At 36.1% G+C, this 16,996-nt stretch carries 19 protein-coding genes and 1 riboswitch; of the genes, 9 read left to right on the forward strand and 10 right to left on the reverse strand.

Annotation, left to right across the window (positions count from 1 at the left end):
- Positions 1-16: 16 nt before the first annotated feature.
- Positions 17-1,126, reverse strand: a complete 1,110-nt coding sequence (gene ribD, locus ACB089_RS18050; RefSeq protein ID WP_374963218.1) for a bifunctional diaminohydroxyphosphoribosylaminopyrimidine deaminase/5-amino-6-(5-phosphoribosylamino)uracil reductase RibD — start codon at positions 1,124-1,126, stop codon at positions 17-19.
- Positions 1,127-1,141: 15 nt separating this feature from the next.
- Positions 1,142-1,873 carry a GTP cyclohydrolase II gene (locus ACB089_RS18055; protein WP_374963220.1) on the reverse strand — a complete coding sequence of 244 codons (732 nt, stop codon included), beginning with the start codon at positions 1,871-1,873 and terminating at the stop codon, positions 1,142-1,144.
- 272 nt (positions 1,874-2,145) lie between these two features.
- On the opposite strand from ACB089_RS18055, the gene ACB089_RS18060 reads away from it, so the two are divergent.
- The 4 genes from ACB089_RS18060 (at position 2,146) to ACB089_RS18075 (ending at position 6,077) form a co-directional block, all read left to right on the forward strand.
- The gene (locus ACB089_RS18060; protein WP_374963222.1) at positions 2,146-2,781 is read left to right on the forward strand and encodes a TrkA C-terminal domain-containing protein; all 636 of its coding nucleotides are present in this window, start codon (positions 2,146-2,148) and stop codon (positions 2,779-2,781) included.
- 280 nt (positions 2,782-3,061) lie between these two features.
- Entirely contained in the window at positions 3,062-4,261 is a 1,200-nt protein-coding gene (locus tag ACB089_RS18065; protein ID WP_374963224.1) for a glycine betaine/L-proline ABC transporter ATP-binding protein, read from the forward strand.
- On the forward strand, positions 4,254-5,108 hold the full coding sequence (locus ACB089_RS18070; protein ID WP_068982978.1) for a proline/glycine betaine ABC transporter permease: 855 nt from the start codon (positions 4,254-4,256) through the stop codon (positions 5,106-5,108). The genes ACB089_RS18065 and ACB089_RS18070 overlap by 8 nt, the downstream gene beginning before the upstream one ends.
- 93 nt (positions 5,109-5,201) lie before the next feature.
- Positions 5,202-6,077, forward strand: coding sequence for a glycine betaine ABC transporter substrate-binding protein (locus tag ACB089_RS18075; RefSeq protein WP_374963226.1), 876 nt, complete (start codon positions 5,202-5,204; stop codon positions 6,075-6,077).
- Positions 6,078-6,251: 174 nt separating this feature from the next.
- Here the strand turns inward: ACB089_RS18075 and ACB089_RS18080 are convergent, their stop codons facing one another.
- Together ACB089_RS18080 and ACB089_RS18085 are read right to left on the reverse strand one after the other, a co-directional pair.
- Complete coding sequence (locus ACB089_RS18080; protein WP_374963228.1) at positions 6,252-6,566, reverse strand: DMT family transporter; 315 nt, start codon at positions 6,564-6,566, stop codon at positions 6,252-6,254.
- Positions 6,566-6,907, reverse strand: coding sequence for a multidrug efflux SMR transporter (locus ACB089_RS18085; protein WP_068982981.1), 342 nt, complete (start codon positions 6,905-6,907; stop codon positions 6,566-6,568). Before ACB089_RS18085 ends, ACB089_RS18080 begins: the two co-directional genes overlap by 1 nt.
- 300 nt (positions 6,908-7,207) lie before the next feature.
- Positions 7,208-7,304, reverse strand: a riboswitch (guanidine-I (ykkC/yxkD leader).
- Positions 7,305-7,589: 285 nt separating this feature from the next.
- Between ACB089_RS18085 and ACB089_RS18090 the strand changes: the two genes are divergently transcribed.
- Positions 7,590-8,063, forward strand: coding sequence for a YbaK/EbsC family protein (locus ACB089_RS18090; protein WP_068982982.1), 474 nt, complete (start codon positions 7,590-7,592; stop codon positions 8,061-8,063).
- 47 nt (positions 8,064-8,110) lie between these two features.
- Here ACB089_RS18090 and ACB089_RS18095 read toward each other — a convergent pair whose 3' ends face one another.
- From ACB089_RS18095 to ACB089_RS18105, 3 genes are all read right to left on the reverse strand, one after another.
- Positions 8,111-9,373, reverse strand: coding sequence for a glutathionylspermidine synthase family protein (locus ACB089_RS18095; protein ID WP_374963230.1), 1,263 nt, complete (start codon positions 9,371-9,373; stop codon positions 8,111-8,113).
- A 14-nt stretch (positions 9,374-9,387) separates the two neighbouring features.
- A complete protein-coding gene (locus ACB089_RS18100) occupies positions 9,388-10,098 on the reverse strand; it encodes a hypothetical protein (protein WP_374963232.1) in 711 nt (236 codons plus the stop codon).
- 151 nt (positions 10,099-10,249) lie between these two features.
- Positions 10,250-11,296 (reverse strand): DUF418 domain-containing protein, encoded by a 1,047-nt coding sequence (locus ACB089_RS18105; protein WP_374963234.1) that lies wholly within the window; start codon positions 11,294-11,296, stop codon positions 10,250-10,252.
- 221 nt (positions 11,297-11,517) lie between these two features.
- Here ACB089_RS18105 and ACB089_RS18110 point away from each other — a divergent pair, with 221 nt between their 5' ends.
- Complete coding sequence (locus ACB089_RS18110; RefSeq protein ID WP_374963236.1) at positions 11,518-11,781, forward strand: Parvovirus coat protein VP1-like protein; 264 nt, start codon at positions 11,518-11,520, stop codon at positions 11,779-11,781.
- 28 nt (positions 11,782-11,809) lie between these two features.
- Here the strand turns inward: ACB089_RS18110 and ACB089_RS18115 are convergent, their stop codons facing one another.
- Complete coding sequence (locus tag ACB089_RS18115) at positions 11,810-12,592, reverse strand: GNAT family N-acetyltransferase (protein WP_374963238.1); 783 nt, start codon at positions 12,590-12,592, stop codon at positions 11,810-11,812.
- Positions 12,593-12,770: 178 nt separating this feature from the next.
- Here ACB089_RS18115 and ACB089_RS18120 point away from each other — a divergent pair, with 178 nt between their 5' ends.
- The gene (locus tag ACB089_RS18120; protein ID WP_374963240.1) at positions 12,771-13,304 is read left to right on the forward strand and encodes a GNAT family N-acetyltransferase; all 534 of its coding nucleotides are present in this window, start codon (positions 12,771-12,773) and stop codon (positions 13,302-13,304) included.
- A gap of 56 nt (positions 13,305-13,360) precedes the next feature.
- On the opposite strand, the gene ACB089_RS18125 is transcribed toward ACB089_RS18120, so the two are convergent.
- Complete coding sequence (locus tag ACB089_RS18125) at positions 13,361-14,224, reverse strand: effector binding domain-containing protein (protein ID WP_374963242.1); 864 nt, start codon at positions 14,222-14,224, stop codon at positions 13,361-13,363.
- 444 nt (positions 14,225-14,668) lie between these two features.
- Here ACB089_RS18125 and ACB089_RS18130 point away from each other — a divergent pair, with 444 nt between their 5' ends.
- On the forward strand, positions 14,669-15,055 hold the full coding sequence (locus ACB089_RS18130) for an NUDIX hydrolase (RefSeq protein WP_374963244.1): 387 nt from the start codon (positions 14,669-14,671) through the stop codon (positions 15,053-15,055).
- A 371-nt stretch (positions 15,056-15,426) separates the two neighbouring features.
- On the opposite strand, the gene ACB089_RS18135 is transcribed toward ACB089_RS18130, so the two are convergent.
- The gene (locus tag ACB089_RS18135) at positions 15,427-15,603 is read right to left on the reverse strand and encodes a sporulation protein Cse60 (protein WP_374963246.1); all 177 of its coding nucleotides are present in this window, start codon (positions 15,601-15,603) and stop codon (positions 15,427-15,429) included.
- A gap of 509 nt (positions 15,604-16,112) precedes the next feature.
- Between ACB089_RS18135 and ACB089_RS18140 the strand changes: the two genes are divergently transcribed.
- Positions 16,113-16,934 carry an MBL fold metallo-hydrolase gene (locus ACB089_RS18140; RefSeq protein ID WP_374963247.1) on the forward strand — a complete coding sequence of 274 codons (822 nt, stop codon included), beginning with the start codon at positions 16,113-16,115 and terminating at the stop codon, positions 16,932-16,934.
- The last annotated feature ends 62 nt before the right edge of the window (positions 16,935-16,996 follow it).

Here is a 16,996-nt window from a genome sequence, read left to right on the forward strand (position 1 = left end):
TACTTCTGCTTGACCGTTAGTTTCTCTCAGTTTTCTTCGGATAAGCAATAATACGTAAATCTTGCCCTACTTGCTCAAACGAAGCAAATTCTACATCCCATGCCTCATCCATGGTAGACGGATTATGACCAGCAAAAGGTGTTAATGATAAACGACCACCGAGTACCTTTGGCGCTATGTAAATCACATATTTATTGATAGCACCTTGCTGTAAAAATGAAGAGTTTACGGCACTTCCACCTTCTACCAAAATATCAGTAATGCCATATTGATATAGTTTTTCAAGCATATCATCCACAACAAGCCCCTCAGATTCATGTCGAACTGGTAATACAGTTACGCCTTTTTCTTCGAACGCTGTTATTTTTTCGTGGCTGGCATTCTCACTACAAACAATAATCGTTTTAGCTTCTTCAACATTTAGTACATTAGCATGTGCTGGTGTACGAAGTAAGCTATCCATAATAATGCGTACTGGATTTTTTCCGTAATCTTCTTTTAATCTTGTCGTTAATGATGGATTGTCGGCTATGACTGTACCAACACCCACTAAAATCCCATCCACCTCATGACGAATATGGTGAACATCCTCACGTGCTGCCTCACCAGTTACCCATTTGGAATGACCCGTATGGGCAGCTATTTTTCCATCTAAAGTCATCGCAAATTTTGAAATAATAAACGGTCGTTTTGTTAGCATATTGTGAATGAAGCGTTCATTTAAGCGTTGCGCTTGGGCTTCAAGCACACCTACCGCAACCTCTATGCCCGCATCTCGTAACAGTTGAATACCACGCCCAGCTACAGCCGGATTAGGATCTTGCATGGCTACAACAACACGACTAACAGCTGAATCCTTCACTAAATTTGCACATGGAGGTGTTTTTCCATAATGTGAACATGGCTCAAGCGTTACATAAAGTGTCGCACCTTTAGCATGTTCACCAGCCATCCGGAATGCGTGTACCTCTGCATGCGGTTCACCTGCTTTTCTGTGTAAACCGGTTCCAACGATTACATCATCTTTCACGATTACGGCCCCAACAAGTGGATTAGGGTTCGTATTTCCTCTAGCACTAGCTGCTAAATCGAGTGCTAGCTGCATATATTTTTCATCTGTCGTCATCTTCAAATCCTCCACTTACTTCTTTTCTCGTATATGTCCAGATTTTTCAACTTTTGTGTCTAAATAAAAACGGTTTGTCTCCGTTACCCCTCCCCATAATGGGACATGTCCGTCCGCTGCTAAGCCATGCGCCTGCAATGCAGCAAGCTTCTTCGGATTATTGGTAATGAGTGTAACTGCTTTTGAACGAAGTGCAGCTAATACAGTAATGGCATCTTCATAAGAACGAGTATCGTCTTGGAAGCCGAGAGCATGATTTGCTTCAACGGTATCTAACCCCTCTTCTTGTAATAAATAAGCAAGAGATTTCGAGAATAGCCCGATGCCACGACCTTCATGATCTGCTAAATAGAAAATAGCTCCACAGCCATGCTCCACAATCATTTTCATCGATTCATGTAATTGATAACCACAGTCACAGCGCTGGCTTCCAAAAATATCACCTGTATGACAAATGCTGTGCATACGAATTAAAGCATCCTCCGCATTTGCGAAATCTCCATAAACAAGCACTGACGATTGTTGTAAAAACGCTAAATTCGCAGATGCTAATCCATCAATAATTTCTTCTTTTGATAGTTCGGCATCTACTTTTAACCAGTTGTACCATTGAAATGTTGCTGAAAAATCACCTTGTTTTATCGGTAATTTTACCGGACCAACTAGACAAATATTTTCAGTTTCAGATTGCTTCATGATTGTCATTTTGTCTTTCACTATATCCATAACTTTAGTTGTAATTGTCATATTTTTCTCCAACCTTCTATATGTTAACAGCTAGCTAAATCTACTAACTGAGCACTTGTATTTTCACAACACTTACATAATGTAACTTAGTTTATAATAATAACTGAAAGCTGTCAAACAACTGCTTCTAATCTATTATAAAATTAATCAGTATAAAAAACTGCTACAAGACATTTTTATCATATACTAATAGCTTATGGAGATGCTATTTTTTCTGTGCAGGCTAGTCTATAATAAGCTGTGGTAACTGTAATGACGAAAGGAAGTTTAGAATGAACTTAGAAAAAAATGTTCAGGTGAAGCAGCCAAAGTACCAACAAATAGCTGTTGATATAGCCTCAAAAATTGTGGAAAGAAAATATCAAATCGGGGATAAAATTTATGCGAGATCCTCGCTTGCTAGCCAATATAATGTTTCTGCAGAAACTGCAAGAAGAGCGATTGCTGTTTTGCAAGACTTGGAAATTGTGGAGGCCTCTAAAGGCAGTGGGGTCATCATTAAATCATACGAAAAGGCTGCGCATTTTGTCCGCCAATTCCATGATGTTCAATCTGTTCATGAAATACAAAATGAACTTATGACTAGTATTCAGAAACAGCACCTAGAATTAATAAATTTGCAGGAAAAGACTAAACAACTAATTAGTCGAACTGAACATTTCCGATCCGTCAACCCATTTATCCCGTATCAATTAGAGATGACAGCTGAAAGTCCTTGTATCCATCAGACTGTACAAACATTAAATTTTTGGCAAAATACATCTAGTACGATTGTTGGTATTCGTCGTGGAAATGAATTATTACTGTCACCTGGTCCTTATGTATCTTTTGAAGAAGGAGATATCATTTACTTTATCGGTAATGACGAATGTTTCGCTCGGGTTCAGAGTTTTTTATATCCAAATTAAAAACCGCTTAAGCGCTGATATAACAGCGTTTAAGCGGTTTTTTTCTCATTTGTCGATTTGACAAAAGTAACAACCCTTTGTTAGTGTTAAGTTGTTACTTGTTTATTTTTGGGTATCATTATCCTCAAATAGTATTTATCTTCATTCAGGGAGTGTCCAAACACCTACTGTAATAGAGGAACTCAGACTAAGGACATCACATCCTGTGAAAACGCCCGAGTGAACAACATCATGTTAATTACGCCAAGGCGAAATTTGAACTATGAAAGGAGTGGTTCTATTGGAAAAAATTAAAGTGGAACATGTTTCTAAAGTTTTCGGAAAACATATTCCTCAAGCATTAGAACTCGTCAAGCAACAAAAAAGCAAGACTGATATCTTAAAAGAAACAGGTGCAACTGTTGGTGTATACGATGCAAGTTTTACTGTGAATGAAGGTGAAATCTTCGTTATTATGGGATTATCAGGAAGCGGAAAATCTACACTTATCCGACTTTTAAACCGTCTTATAGAACCTACAAGCGGAAATATTTTTATCGATGGAGATAATATTTCTAAAATGGGTAAAGAGAGTTTACGTAATGTAAGAAGAAACAAAATGAGTATGGTCTTTCAAAACTTCGGTTTATTCCCCCATCGTACACTTCTTCAAAATACTGAATATGGCCTTGAAATCAGAGGCATCTCAAAGGAAGAACGTCAAGCAAAAGCGGAACAGGCTCTCGAAAATGCAGGCTTGCTTGCTTATAAAGACCAATATCCGAGTCAACTATCAGGTGGTATGCAACAGCGTGTTGGATTAGCACGCGCACTTGCTAATGATCCTGAAATATTACTAATGGATGAAGCTTTTTCTGCACTTGATCCATTAATTCGAAAAGAAATGCAAGATGAGTTACTCGATTTACAACGTACATTAAAGAAAACAATTTTATTTATCACCCACGATTTGAATGAAGCACTGCGTATTGGTGATCGTATCGCCATTATGAAAGATGGCTCAATCATTCAAATTGGTACAGGGGAAGAAATTTTAACGAATCCAGCAAATGATTATGTAAAAACTTTCGTGGAAGATGTCGATCGCTCTAAAGTACTAACAGCTGAAAATGTCATGGTTCGACCGGTATATGTCAATGTAGATTTAGATGGACCGACCGTAGCACTTAAAAGAATGCGTCAAGAAGCTGTTAGTTTGCTGATGGCAGTTGACAAAAATCGACATTTAAAAGGTTATATTACCGCTGACGACGCATTAGCTGCTGCTAAAAAACATGAACAAACGGTGCATTCAATAGTTCAATCAGAGGTGTTAACCGTTCCACCAGATATGCTTTTACAGGATATTTTAGGTATGATTCATAATTCTCCTACTCCTATTGCAGTTGTAAAAGATGAACGCTTACTAGGTGTTCTCATCCGTGGCGTTGTTATCGAAGCACTTTCAACTAGCGATGAGGAGGCAACTACACATGTATAATTTCTTAGATAATATACCAGCTATACCACTGGCTCCGTGGGTAGAATCAGCTATGGACTGGTTGACGAGTAATTTTTCAGTATTCTTTGACTCAATTCAAAAAAATGGAAAACTACTCATGAATCAGGTTACGGATTTATTAGTTAGCATCCCTGCCATTGTTCTGATCTTACTTGTGGTTATTTTCGCCTTTTTCGTTACTGGTAAAAAATTCGGGCTCGCAACGTTTTCACTATTAGGCTTGCTATTTATTTATAATCAAGGCTTATGGACACATCTTATGGAAACAACTACGCTCGTGCTCTTTTCAAGTATTATTTCAATCATAATCGGTATTCCACTGGGCATTTTAATGTCCAAATCAACAATAGCAGAAAACATTATTAAACCTATACTCGATTTCATGCAAACGATGCCTGGCTTCGTATACTTAATCCCCGCTGTTGCATTCTTTGGAATTGGGATAGTACCTGGCGTATTTGCATCCGTGATTTTCGCCCTACCACCAACTGTACGTATGACAAACCTAGGTATTCGCCAAGTACCAAAAGAATTAGTGGAAGCTGCGGATTCATACGGTAGTACGGCAAGTCAGAAACTATTTAAAGTGGAGATCCCTCTTGCGAAATCAACTATTATGGCTGGGATCAACCAAACAGTTATGCTATCACTTTCCATGGTTGTAATCGCCTCAATGATTGGTGCACCTGGCTTAGGACGTGAAGTATTAACTGCACTCCAACGTACACAGGTTGGGAATGGCTTTGTTGCCGGTTTAAGTCTTGTTATTTTCGCTATCATTATAGACCGCTTAACACAAAGCTTTAATAAGAAGAAAGCCGTTTAAAAGAGGCAAAATCATTAGTGAAAGTCCTAGTTTTCCACTTTTATTACTAGGATTTATGTTTCGAAGTTTATTAAAATAAGGAAGGAAGATTCGATGAAACTGAAAACATTATCTAAATTAGGAATGGCTTTAGGACTTGGTTTTTTACTAGCTGCATGTAGCGGCGATGATTCTAGTAAGAGCAGTGGTGACTCAAAGGACGTCAATCTAGCTTACGTAGAATGGGATACAGAAATTGCTTCAACACATGTAGTTGGGCAGGTGCTCGAGGATTTAGGCTACAATGTAACATTAACACCACTCGATAACGCTATTATGTGGGAAGCAGTTTCAAAAGGTGAAGCAGACGGAATGGTGGCTGCATGGTTACCAAATACACATGGCCCTCAGTATGAAAAATATAAGGATGATCTTGATGAGCTAGGTGAAAACCTTACTGGTGCCAAAATAGGCTTAGTCGTACCAAACTATATGGACGTTAATTCGATTGAGGATTTAACAAATGAAGCAGATCATACGATTACAGGTATCGAGCCAGGAGCTGGGATTACTGCTGCTACAGAAAAAGCTTTAGAGGAATATGATAACTTAGCAGATTGGAATCTATTAACCTCTTCATCTGGTGCTATGACAACTTCACTTGCTAAAGCAATTAAAAATAAAGAAGACATTATCGTAACAGGCTGGTCTCCTCACTGGAAATTCGCTAAATATGATCTTAAATACTTAGAAGATCCAAAAGGTGTTTATGGCGGCGAAGAAACGATAAATACATTTGCTCGAAAAGGTTTAAAAGAAGATCAACCAGATGTCTATTCTGTACTAGATAACTTCCACTGGACAGCTGAAGATTTAGAGACTGTTATGCTAGAAATTATGGATGGCAAAGACCCAAAAGAAGCTGCTAAAGACTGGGTAGAAGCCAATGCAGACAAAGTGGCTGAATGGACGAAGGATGTAAAAAAATAATTTCAAAAATTGACAGACAACCGATGAATGGTTGTCTGTCTTTTTTGTAAATAAAAAGCCGAACTTTTTCAAATTCCGAAAAAGTTCAGCTTTACCTATAGATTATAATGAAGGACATCATGCTTACATTTAAATTTTTATCTTTCTACTTGATTAACATTTTATCAATATTAGTTAAGATAGTATTTTCAAAAATATCGCTGCCCCTAAAACAAGGGCAATGCAAACCACACGTCTCCAGTCCTTGGATTCATTAAAAAGTAGCATACCAAGCAAAGCACCACCTGCAGCTCCAATTCCTGTCCAAATTGCATATGCTGTACCCATCGGTAATGTTTTCATAGCATACGCTAGACCAGCAAAGCTTAGCGTAAATACAAAAATTAATAATGCCAAATTTTTCATACTCTTAACTTCATTATATTTACTAATCATATAAACACCCATCATCTCACATAAGCCTGCAACTACTAATACAATCCATGCCACTATTCATTCACCTCTTTATCTTTAGGTTCCCCCGTCACAAGCTTTAAGCCTACGACCCCTACAAGTAAAACGACGATACATAAAATTTTGGCTAGCTTCCACGGCTCTCCAAACAGCAAACTATCCGCACACACAGTTCCCGCTGTACCCAAGCCTACGAATATCGCATAAACAGTACCAACTGGTAAACTTTCTCCCGCCTTAATTAGTAAATAAAAACTAACAAAAATTGCAATAACGGTACCCATCCATTCAAGTACACTTCCTGCATGCTTTAAACCAATGACCCAGCCTACTTCAAAAAAAGCAGCAATTATAACACTTAACCATTGTTTGTTCATTGCGAATTCCTCCATTTTATTGATAAACACGAACGGAATGACTATCATTAAGCAGTTCTATACTTGGCGAGAGTGGAGTAGATTTTCTTGCCTCCTGGTTAGTTCTTATTAGTGGCAGAACGATTTTCTGGCCGACCTAATCACTTCCCTTTTGAAGCCGAGCAGTTTTCTACCCTACCTGATTACTTCTCTTTTGAAGCGGAGCAGTTTTCTTCTCTCCATGAGCGTTTCTTTCCCTCTGAACACGCCTCAATTTAGTCAAATAAAAAAAGCCTAAGGAACACTGCTGTAAACAGTACTCTCTCCCAGGCTTTTATCCTTCCGTGTCACAAATTCAATTTGTGGTTTTCTCTCGGACCAGACTAGCAATTGCTACGGAACCCTAGAAAACTATCGTATATGATTATGTTACTAGTATAGCAAACTATTTTGTCATTTTCCACTAGTACATATTCTACTTTTCCAACTAGTACTTGTCCTTCACCTGATAACTTTTTTACATTCAGATGATCTGTTCCTACTGTCACAGCATAAGATTCAGATATGAGTGGAATGTACCGTTATGAAAAAGTGTAATTTTATACTAACTTTATTTATACTAGATTATTTCCGAAAGATAAACAACAATATATTCTGAAAATTATGATAAAATAAAACCTAGTATTGTAAGGAGGTATTACATATGGCTATTGAAAAAGTTCGTAAATATTTAGCACAATGGAATGTGGAACACAAAATACAGGAGTTAAACGAAAGCTCAGCGACTGTTGAACTTGCGGCACAGGCACTCGGATGTGAGCCTGAACGTATTGCAAAATCCTTGTCCTTTCAAGTGAATGATGGGGCTATATTAATTGTTGCTGCGGGCGATGCCAAAATCGACAATGCAAAATATAAAGCCATCTTTGGCACAAAGGCGAAGATGCTTGGAAAAGATGAAGTACTTGAAAAAATTGGACATGAAGTAGGAGGTGTTTGTCCTTTCGGCGTGAATGCAGGGGTCGCTATTTACTTAGATGAATCACTTAAACGCTTTACAACGGTATTCCCTGCATGTGGTAGTAGTAATTCCGCTATTGAACTTACTATTTCTGAATTAGAAACCTATACCCCCTATCAAGAATGGGTTGACGTTTGTAAAGGCTGGAATGAGTAATCCAGCTATAAAAATCGGCGAAACTTTATGAAAAGTTTCGCCGATTTTTAATTAGACTCTTTCTTATATCCAATGGCTAACCAGTGCGAATCCCATTCTGTAATTTGATTGCCTACTCTACAGGATAAGCCACATGCACGATTATCAGCAATAAATGAGCCGATTAACCATTTCTTTGTCTGTAATCCATCCTTTAGCTTTATCGTTATAGATGGCATTTCTACATACTGCTGATAAATAAACAAATTATCGTCATAATGGGTATACGCAGAGGCATTCGTTTTCGTACCATCCCCTGCATAAATTTCTACAGTATTCCCTTCCCGCGAATAGACAGGCTTTTTGACAAACGGCAAATTTTCCCGAACAAATGGCTCTGCCGAAAGATACGTTGGCAACATATATTTTTGAATAGCCGCTCGTTCTTCTGCATTAAAAAGAAAAGGATCATTTTTTCGTTCCCAAATTAGCCATAATAAAATTTTGGATTGCAGTATATATGCAGCGGGTGCGTTGATAATAGCAAGCTGTCCATCTTTTACAAGTTCCAGTAATTGCAGACCTATACGATCACCATCGGAAGACACATCATCTATTAAAAACTCTACTGGGTGTGCAGGACGATACAAAATATCAATTTTCTCCATTGTAGGCGTATAAAGGCCTCGAGCTATATTAGCAGTGTCACTAGAAAAAATAATGAGCTCATGCATAGGCACATATTCCACATCAAAAGGTATACATTTCTTTAAAAACTGTACCTGACAATATTCCTCATAATCTTCTGCAGCTGTTTTCCCTGTAATGACGATTTTAGGTTTTTTCAAATCATTTAAATAATGCATAGCCGCAAAAAGTGCACCGGACAAGGTTTTATGTAATGCTGAAACATCATTCGGACTATCGAACCCTAAATGCTGACAGAGCACTTCATTTATCTCAAAAGTTTCTTGGACAAGAAATGGCGTTTCACCATTTAATTCAAGGCATTTTATTTGCCCGTCCTCAGTACAAATAAAATCAAAGCGAGCAAGTACCGATTGTTGTTGTAAATAACCTAATTCGATATAGGGTATCATCTCAGAACGAATGCCCAGTGCTAAAAGCTGTTCATCCGATAAATACTTAAATTGTTTGCCAACCTTCAAAAATATTTTCCAAAGTATAGTAGATGCATAGTTGATTTCATCGATTCTCTCTTTAGGTAAATCTAGGACGTCATATAAGGCATACTCTAAATCCTCAAAGTCTGGAAAGAAATTAGGAAATTGAGAATAAAATGCTTGGCGTTGTTGAAAATAATTGTCCATATTGTTTTCTCCTTTTACGAAGATGAAGAGCCGCCTCGAGAGGCACCACCTGACCCAAAGCCTGATTTTCCTGTGCTGGATGACGAGTGATTTGAATAAGAATTAGTACTATTCGACGATGAACCTGAACTATTTGAGTACGAACGCTTGCCACTCGAATAAGACTTGGAACCGCTTGTATTTGAATTTGAGCTATTTGTTGTTGAGCTATTTGAGCTACCTGATGTTGTACCAGATGTTTTTTGAGAGCCATTCGTTGTCATTCCATTTGATTTCGTATTTTTACTTTCGCTAGTATTGCTTTTAGTCGTACGTGGTGCTGCTGAACCTTGACTTTCATCCTTTCTATTTGTACCATTCTTTAAATTGCGACTTTTATAAATGGCACTTCCTATCATTGCTCCGGCAGATGCATACATAAGTCCATTAAAGAAATGCTGTGCATAATGAGGCGAATTCTCATCTAAACACTCGAAAGAACCATCATCATTTTCTTTCCATTCATCACATGCATTTGCCATGTCGCTATCATAGACACTTTGTAAATCTTCGCCAGCTGTTGTCGTATTATTTTGTTCCGTAAAATTATGTGAATTAGCTGAAGTAGTTGAAGTAGTAGAAGTCTCCTCAACAGTCTGTGTTTCTGTATTCCCACACGCTGCTAATTGCATAGCCATAATTGAAGCCGTAGTCACTGCTATATATTTTTTCATTTGTATTGCCATATCCATTTCTCCTTTATTTTGTTATCTAGTATACGGGCTCCTCATACTTTAAGTTTCATTTTTTTACAATTACATACATTTCATAATAGCATTAAAACTCCCTGACAGATTGAAATCATCTTACCATCAGGGAGTTTCGCACAAAATTGTTTTATTTATTTGGCACTGCTTTTCTTCCATATGTCATAAAACGCCACACCTTTTCAAATGGCCCCATTTTAAAGAATTTAAACCAGATGACACTAAAGATTATTTGAATGACAAAAACTAAAGTTGCAATGATAACAACATCAGAAGGAGAGACAACTTCAAGCCCCATTAACGAAATAAGAGCTAGGCCAATAAAGCTTTGAGCTAAATAGTTTGTAAAGGCCATTTGACCAACTCGTCCAATTGGCTTAAGAAGCTTCGCAATTTTCTTATTCTCTAAAATAACAAAGAGACAAGCTAAATAAAAATACGTTGTCGGAATTACCCCTAAACCAATTATTAATTGTAGATTTTGATATTCTCCTTGAGCAGCAAACCAAATCCAAAGAGAGATGCCTGCAAAAAGTGGGAATGTCACAAATTGTATCCATTTTAATTGTTTAAAATGTTCACTAATATGTCCAATCCAATCAGCTTTTGCTACTAAAAAACCACTTAAAAACATGATGAAGATAGCGACTGCATCATTTCCTAATAAACTAAAAATAGTTGAAAAGGCTCCTTGATTTGGCATAAACATTTGTCCGAGTATGCAGAATACATGAACTGAAATAATAGCAAATAGCCATTTACTAATCGTTGAAATCTTTGCATTATAAAAAGGTAAAAGGAAAAAACCTAATACTGCATAAATAGCTAGGATTGAACCCCAGAAAATAAAAATATGAACAATGCCAATTAGTAATAATGCTAATAAACGTCTCGCAAAACGCCATCTTGGCTTATCTCCACGAGCTTCTGCACGTGAAGCAAAAATATAAAAACCTACACCAAAGAGGAATGAAAAAATCGAAAAGAATTTCTTCTCTATAAAGATATCTATAAACGTATTAATAATACCATTTATTCCACTATAGTCAGGCATCGGTCCCCCCTCTACTATTACCTGGTAGGCCGCTACATTTATAAACAAAATTCCGAATAACGCCAACCCACGAATAATATCTAAGGAAACGATTCTTTCTTTTTGAGTAACAGATGGATTCATTTTTTAAAACTCCTTATCTTTCATACTTTACTGCGCTATAGCTATCATAGCTTCCCATCCTTACAACAGTTTTTTTTTAAGCTTACAGTAACCTTACAAACTATAGATTGGTGCATCAGTTAGTACCTTTTTTTCAAATACATTAGTTTTTAATCCCCTTCTAAAAGCAAAAATTCCATATTTTATAGTAACAATTATCTTTTAGAAAAGGAGATTAGATGATGTTCAGACAACGCAAATTTGGTTTTTGCTACCCTGGTTATAGATACTGTGGACCAGGATGTTCAGGACCAGGTAAACCCATAAATGCTGTAGATTCATGCTGCAAATTACACGACGAATGTTACGCTCGATATGGTAGAACAAGATATTGCGATGAAATGTTCCAAAACTGCTTACTGCCACGAATGAACGCTAATAATAAAATGGCTAGAGATGCTAAATTGTTTTACAATATTTTCGAAATGCGTAAAAGATTTTTTTAAACAATAAAGAAAGCTCACGATGTTATTTCTACAACGTGAGCCTCTCCTTATAAAAAACTGTATATTTTTTTGGATTAGAAAAGCTTAGCTTAGTGCCTAAATGATAAGATCCTTGATTTTGAATATCGCAATCCCAACAAGGCTGTAAATCATGTATGAGGCAATAATCAATAAATTTCTCTGCAATGAAGCTTGCTAATCCTTTTCCTCGATAATTCGGATCAGTAACTATATCAATCTCTGCAAATTGATGCGATTTAAAAATGGAAACCGCTTCGCTAATAATTTTGTCTCCATGCCGCAGACAAAAACCAAAACCATTTTCAAGAAAATTACTAGTAGAACCCCAGTATTCCTTATAATATTTACTGTCAAATTCTAAACAATGATCAATTTGTTGTTGATTGATTTTAATGAAGTCGTAGTCAAGTGAATTTCGTTTCTCTCTATTGTTATAAGCATTTATATCAAAGCTGAAAGTGTATCTTTCTAGTTTTTTTACACAACCATTTAATCGTTGCTCTATTTTTGCGCTCCAATCATCTGAATAAGAGAATAATGTGAAACGTTTCCTTTGTTCAATAGATTCTTGAAGTAAAGTCACGAGTTTACTTACTAATGCCTCGCTGAACGAATCGCCATAAACATGGTATATTCCTGAGTTGGTTTGAAATAGTAGTGAATGAAAGCTCGCGTTGTCAGCATAGACAGCGCCTTCTATTACCTCATCTAGTATGCTGTAGACAAATGTTGGCACCCTTCCTATTGTTTCTTTGATAATCGAATAATTCTCGGTGGTTACCTTGATCATTATCATTTCCTCAATTCTTTTGATATATCTTCATACAGTATAGCATTTTAACAATTACTAGAATTACTGTTTAATATTGAAATACTGTATAATAGGTACATAAAATTTGAAGGGACTGAATTATGCGCAGATGGCAATATTTTTCATCTAACTTAATAAAAACTTGGAGGTAAAAGTATTGATAGAACAAATTTACACAAAAAGATTATATTTAAGAAAAATGAAGATGGCTGATGCACATAGTTTATTTAAAATTTGGTCTGACCCGGAAGTTACAAAATTTATGAATATCATTAATTTTACTCATGAAGAACAAGCGAAGAAAATGATTGAGCTTTTTGATCAATTTGCCAAGGAGTACAAGGCTATTCGCTTAACAATTATTGAGAAGGAATCAAATGAGATCATCGGCTCTTGTGGATTCAATTCTTTTGATGTTAAGAGCGCTACAGCAGAAATTGGCTATGATTTTGCTAAAGCTTATTGGGGAAAGGGCTATGCACCAGAAAGTATTTCAGCTTTGATAGATTACGCTTTTACCACCTTGGACATAAATCGAATTGAAGCAAAAGTAGAGCCTGGCAATATAAATTCTATAAAAGTATTAGAGAAATTGAATTTTACTTTTGAAGGAACCTTTCAAGAATTTGAAGAATCAAAAGAATCTTTTTATGACATTAATGTTTATTCTTTATTAAAAAAATTGATGTGAAAAATATTAAAGCCAAGAATGTTACCTATGAACATTCTTGGCTTTTTCATTCATTGTTACTTAATCGGAATCCAAATTTCCGAATAAAGGTCAGGACTAAATGGATCTTCGTCTGAGTACACTTCAAGCTCAGCCGTTCCAGTAGGTTCGTATGGATTAGACGGGAACCATTCAGAGTAAATTTGTTTCCAAGTATTTTGCATAGCATCTGGCATAGGACCATGCACCTCAAACACAACCCATTTGGAGGCTGGTACTTCCATTGCCAATAGATTTTCCGGGACATCCCCAATATGATCTGTTGCAATCCAATAATCAATTAGGCCATTTTTTTCTTCGCCAGCATTTGGTACACATACACCAAGTACTCCTTTAATTTCTCCATTATTTAATGTAAATAAACGATTATCCATCCCTTCACTGTTTATTTCATCCCAAAATTGAGGAATGCCACGCGTATTCTCACCATTTTGACAATTAAATGTTCTTTTTACCCCTACCACTTGAAACTTTTCTTTTTCTACGATTTTATACTTCATTGGTTCTGCTCCCTTCAGGCTTACCTGGATGACCAGGCGATTGTATGATTGTAGTTGTCCTTGCTTCTTTCTTGCTTCACTAGGCGTTAGTTGATGCTGCTTCCGAAACGCTTTTGTGAAAGCTTCAGGAGAGTCGTAGCCATATTTGTAGGCGAGATCGATTACCTTTTGCTCTGTATTTATTAACTCCTGTGCAGCTAATGTTAGCCTTCTACGTCTTATATAATCTGCAATAGACATATCCGTTAAAATCGAGAAAGTCCGTTGAAAATGAAAGACCGAAGAATTTACCTCTCGTGCAATTTGCTCCATTGCGATGTCATCTAATAAATGCTCCTCGATATAATTAATTGCTTTTTGAATCGACTCAATCCAACTCAATTGCTCTCACTCCTTGTTTATAGCTTAAAACATCTAAATTAGTTATTCCTGTCTTTTTATGCTAACTTTGGACTGGTTAAAAAGATAGCTTTATTTTTTATTTGCTTATCACACAAAAGTTAGGGATGACATTTGTTAAAGCGTATTCTATGTATATAGGTTGATTGGAGTGGAGACTGGGCGACTCCTTGGGGATTAGCGAAAGAGGAACGAAGGCTAAGAGCATCACGTCCTGTGATAACGCCTTCGTGACCTACATCGTGTAGGCCCGAGACCCTGGAGCGAGCTGCGCGAGTGAAGCGGCTCATCGGACGCCCCCAGGAAAGCGTCCAGTCGGAACGGAAATCAACCCCACGTTATGATGATGAGCCTTTTATTTTACACAATCCGTATTATTGGTTAAAAATAGAATTAAGAGATGGCATTAGATTGGAGGTTTTAATATTGGTTAAATGGCAAGGAGCTGCAGGAATTTGCTTAAATGAAGACAATCAATTATTAATGGTTTTGCAAGGTACTAAAGAAGAAGCTAAAACTTGGGCCGTACCATCAGGTGGAATAGAAGCTACTGAGAATTTTGAGTCATGTTGTAAACGCGAGGTATATGAAGAAACTGGATTTGTAGTAGACATCGTCAGAGAAGTATTACATAAAAATAATGACGTAGTAGAAGTTCGTTATTTTGAAACAATCATTACTGGCGGACAAATGACGATACAAGATCCTGATGAATTGATTTATGAAATTGCGTGGAAATCAAAAGACGAAATAACGGATTTAACACTAACCTTCCCTGAAGATAGGCAATTTCTTTTATCATTATTTTTATAAAAATAAGCCATGCTCAAGTGAACATGACTTAGAATTAACTATAGCAAAAGCAAATATGATTATTAGATTTACTTCTTTAGCAGAACATCTGCCGGTTTTGCGCGGGTATTTTCCCATAACAATGTTTAATTGATTTTTATTTTCTCAATCACCGCATCGTATATCGATTCATCATCGAATTTAATATATTGATTTTTTGTGGACTAGCCTTGTTTTTCTAGAAAACGCTTTAGCTCAGATTGCCTGGGGAATATTTTTTCAATTACATTTCCCTACATCAAGCTTGTCAATTCTTTTAGAAATTGTTAAAAATATATTTTTGACAAGCTTCCCCATCCCCTTTTGAGTACACTCCAGGAAATTCCCACTCACTATTTATAAATAATTAAAGCTGAATGAATTACAGTTTGTTCCCCAATGTATAGAGTATTATATTTTATGTCTATTATTAAATAATCACTTAAATCTAAAAGAGCTTTATTAATATCATTTTCAAATTGTACAATTTCATTATTTTGGATGGTTACTACTTGAGTCGCCTGCATCATATATTCCCCCTTTTCTTCTAATCATAGATTAAGAGGAAGTATTTGTCACAACAATATACTTTAGTAAGAGTAGCTCATAAAAAGTGTTAAAGTATCATAGCTCATTTTAATTAAAGTAGTTCATTTCATCCCAAATTTTTAAGAAATCAAATAATCCCAAAGATAATTTACAAGGCCGTTTAACTTATACTACTACCTTCCCTTATTTCAAATGATAATAATAGCCTCATCACTTAACGTGTGGTTAATTTCCGTTCCCAACAGGGCGTTTTCCTGGGGGCGTCCAGTCGGAACGGAAATCAACTTATATACAATACGTACAACAAATGTCATCCACAGACACAACCCGAAAATAGGTAACAAACCATTTACATGGTAAAATATAATCAATGAGCCCGGAACATTTCCCACTTAAAATGCAAAAATAAAATTAAAGCTTTAATACACTATAACAAGATTAGAATGTCTAGTATTCAAATATAAATCTTCAATAGAAAGTAGGTTTTTTTTTGAAAATTACTGCTATCCTCGAAAATTCAAAGTTAGATAAAAAATTAACAGCAAAGCATGGTTTATCATTGTATATAGAAACAGAACAAATGAACATAATTTTTGATTTTGGCCCCGATCACTCCTATATAAAAAATGCACAAGCTTTAGGTATCGATTTAAACAAAGCAAATGCAGTAATTGTTTCTCATGGTCATTCTGATCATATTGGAGGATTACGTTATTTGGATGAAGTAAATAAACATGCTCCAATTTATTTATCTTCGAATGCATTAGAATCGCATTGGTTAAAAATTGGACCCTATTATCATCATGTAGGAGCTAAGGATACTATAGATAATTATGATAATCGTATGAAGTTTGTTGATGATGATATAGAAATTTCAAAGGGAATTCATATTATTCATTTAGAGCCAACGAATGAATACACGAAAAATCTTTATAAAGGAGAGAAGAAGGAATTAGACGATTTTAATCACGAAATCGTGTTAGTGATTGAAAACGAAAATGGGCTAGTTTTATTTAGCGGTTGTAGTCATCATGGAATTGTAAGCATAACTAAAACTATAACTGAAAAATTTCCAAATAAGAATATCAACGCAATCATTGGGGGATTTCATTTAATTGGGCTTCCTATAGTTAACACTGTGGGGAAGACAAAAGAAGAAGTGATTTCAATTGGTAAAACATTAAATGAAATGCAAATAAATTGTATCTTTTCCTGCCATTGTACTGGAGCAAAAGGATATAACATTCTCAAAACCGTTTTAAAGGAAAAATTACAATCTTTTAAAACAGGACAAACTATTGAGCTCTTGTAGATGTTACAAAATTAGCTACTAAAAATTCAAGACAGAGAAATCTTCTTTTAATCAATCTAAAC

This window comes from Lysinibacillus sp. RS10 (assembly GCF_041956855.1).
Classification (GTDB): domain Bacteria; phylum Bacillota; class Bacilli; order Bacillales_A; family Planococcaceae; genus Lysinibacillus; species Lysinibacillus xylanilyticus_A.

Bases quoted from the DNA above. Each gene is read 5' to 3' on its own strand.
- ribD (WP_374963218.1), bottom strand. From the start codon at position 1,126: ATGACGACAGATGAAAAATATATGCAGCTAGCACTCGATTTAGCAGCT.
- ACB089_RS18105 (WP_374963234.1), bottom strand. From the start codon at position 11,296: ATGAATCCATCTGTTACTCAAAAAGAAAGAATCGTTTCCTTAGATATT.
- ACB089_RS18090 (WP_068982982.1), top strand. From the start codon at position 7,590: ATGGCTATTGAAAAAGTTCGTAAATATTTAGCACAATGGAATGTGGAA.
- ACB089_RS18075 (WP_374963226.1), top strand. From the start codon at position 5,202: ATGAAACTGAAAACATTATCTAAATTAGGAATGGCTTTAGGACTTGGT.
- ACB089_RS18135 (WP_374963246.1), bottom strand. From the start codon at position 15,603: ATGATGCAGGCGACTCAAGTAGTAACCATCCAAAATAATGAAATTGTA.
- ACB089_RS18115 (WP_374963238.1), bottom strand. From the start codon at position 12,592: ATGATCAAGGTAACCACCGAGAATTATTCGATTATCAAAGAAACAATA.
- ACB089_RS18085 (WP_068982981.1), bottom strand. From the start codon at position 6,907: ATGAACAAACAATGGTTAAGTGTTATAATTGCTGCTTTTTTTGAAGTA.
- ACB089_RS18070 (WP_068982978.1), top strand. From the start codon at position 4,254: ATGTATAATTTCTTAGATAATATACCAGCTATACCACTGGCTCCGTGG.
- ACB089_RS18060 (WP_374963222.1), top strand. From the start codon at position 2,146: ATGAACTTAGAAAAAAATGTTCAGGTGAAGCAGCCAAAGTACCAACAA.
- ACB089_RS18110 (WP_374963236.1), top strand. From the start codon at position 11,518: ATGTTCAGACAACGCAAATTTGGTTTTTGCTACCCTGGTTATAGATAC.
- ACB089_RS18095 (WP_374963230.1), bottom strand. From the start codon at position 9,373: ATGGACAATTATTTTCAACAACGCCAAGCATTTTATTCTCAATTTCCT.
- ACB089_RS18055 (WP_374963220.1), bottom strand. From the start codon at position 1,873: ATGACAATTACAACTAAAGTTATGGATATAGTGAAAGACAAAATGACA.
- ACB089_RS18100 (WP_374963232.1), bottom strand. From the start codon at position 10,098: ATGGCAATACAAATGAAAAAATATATAGCAGTGACTACGGCTTCAATT.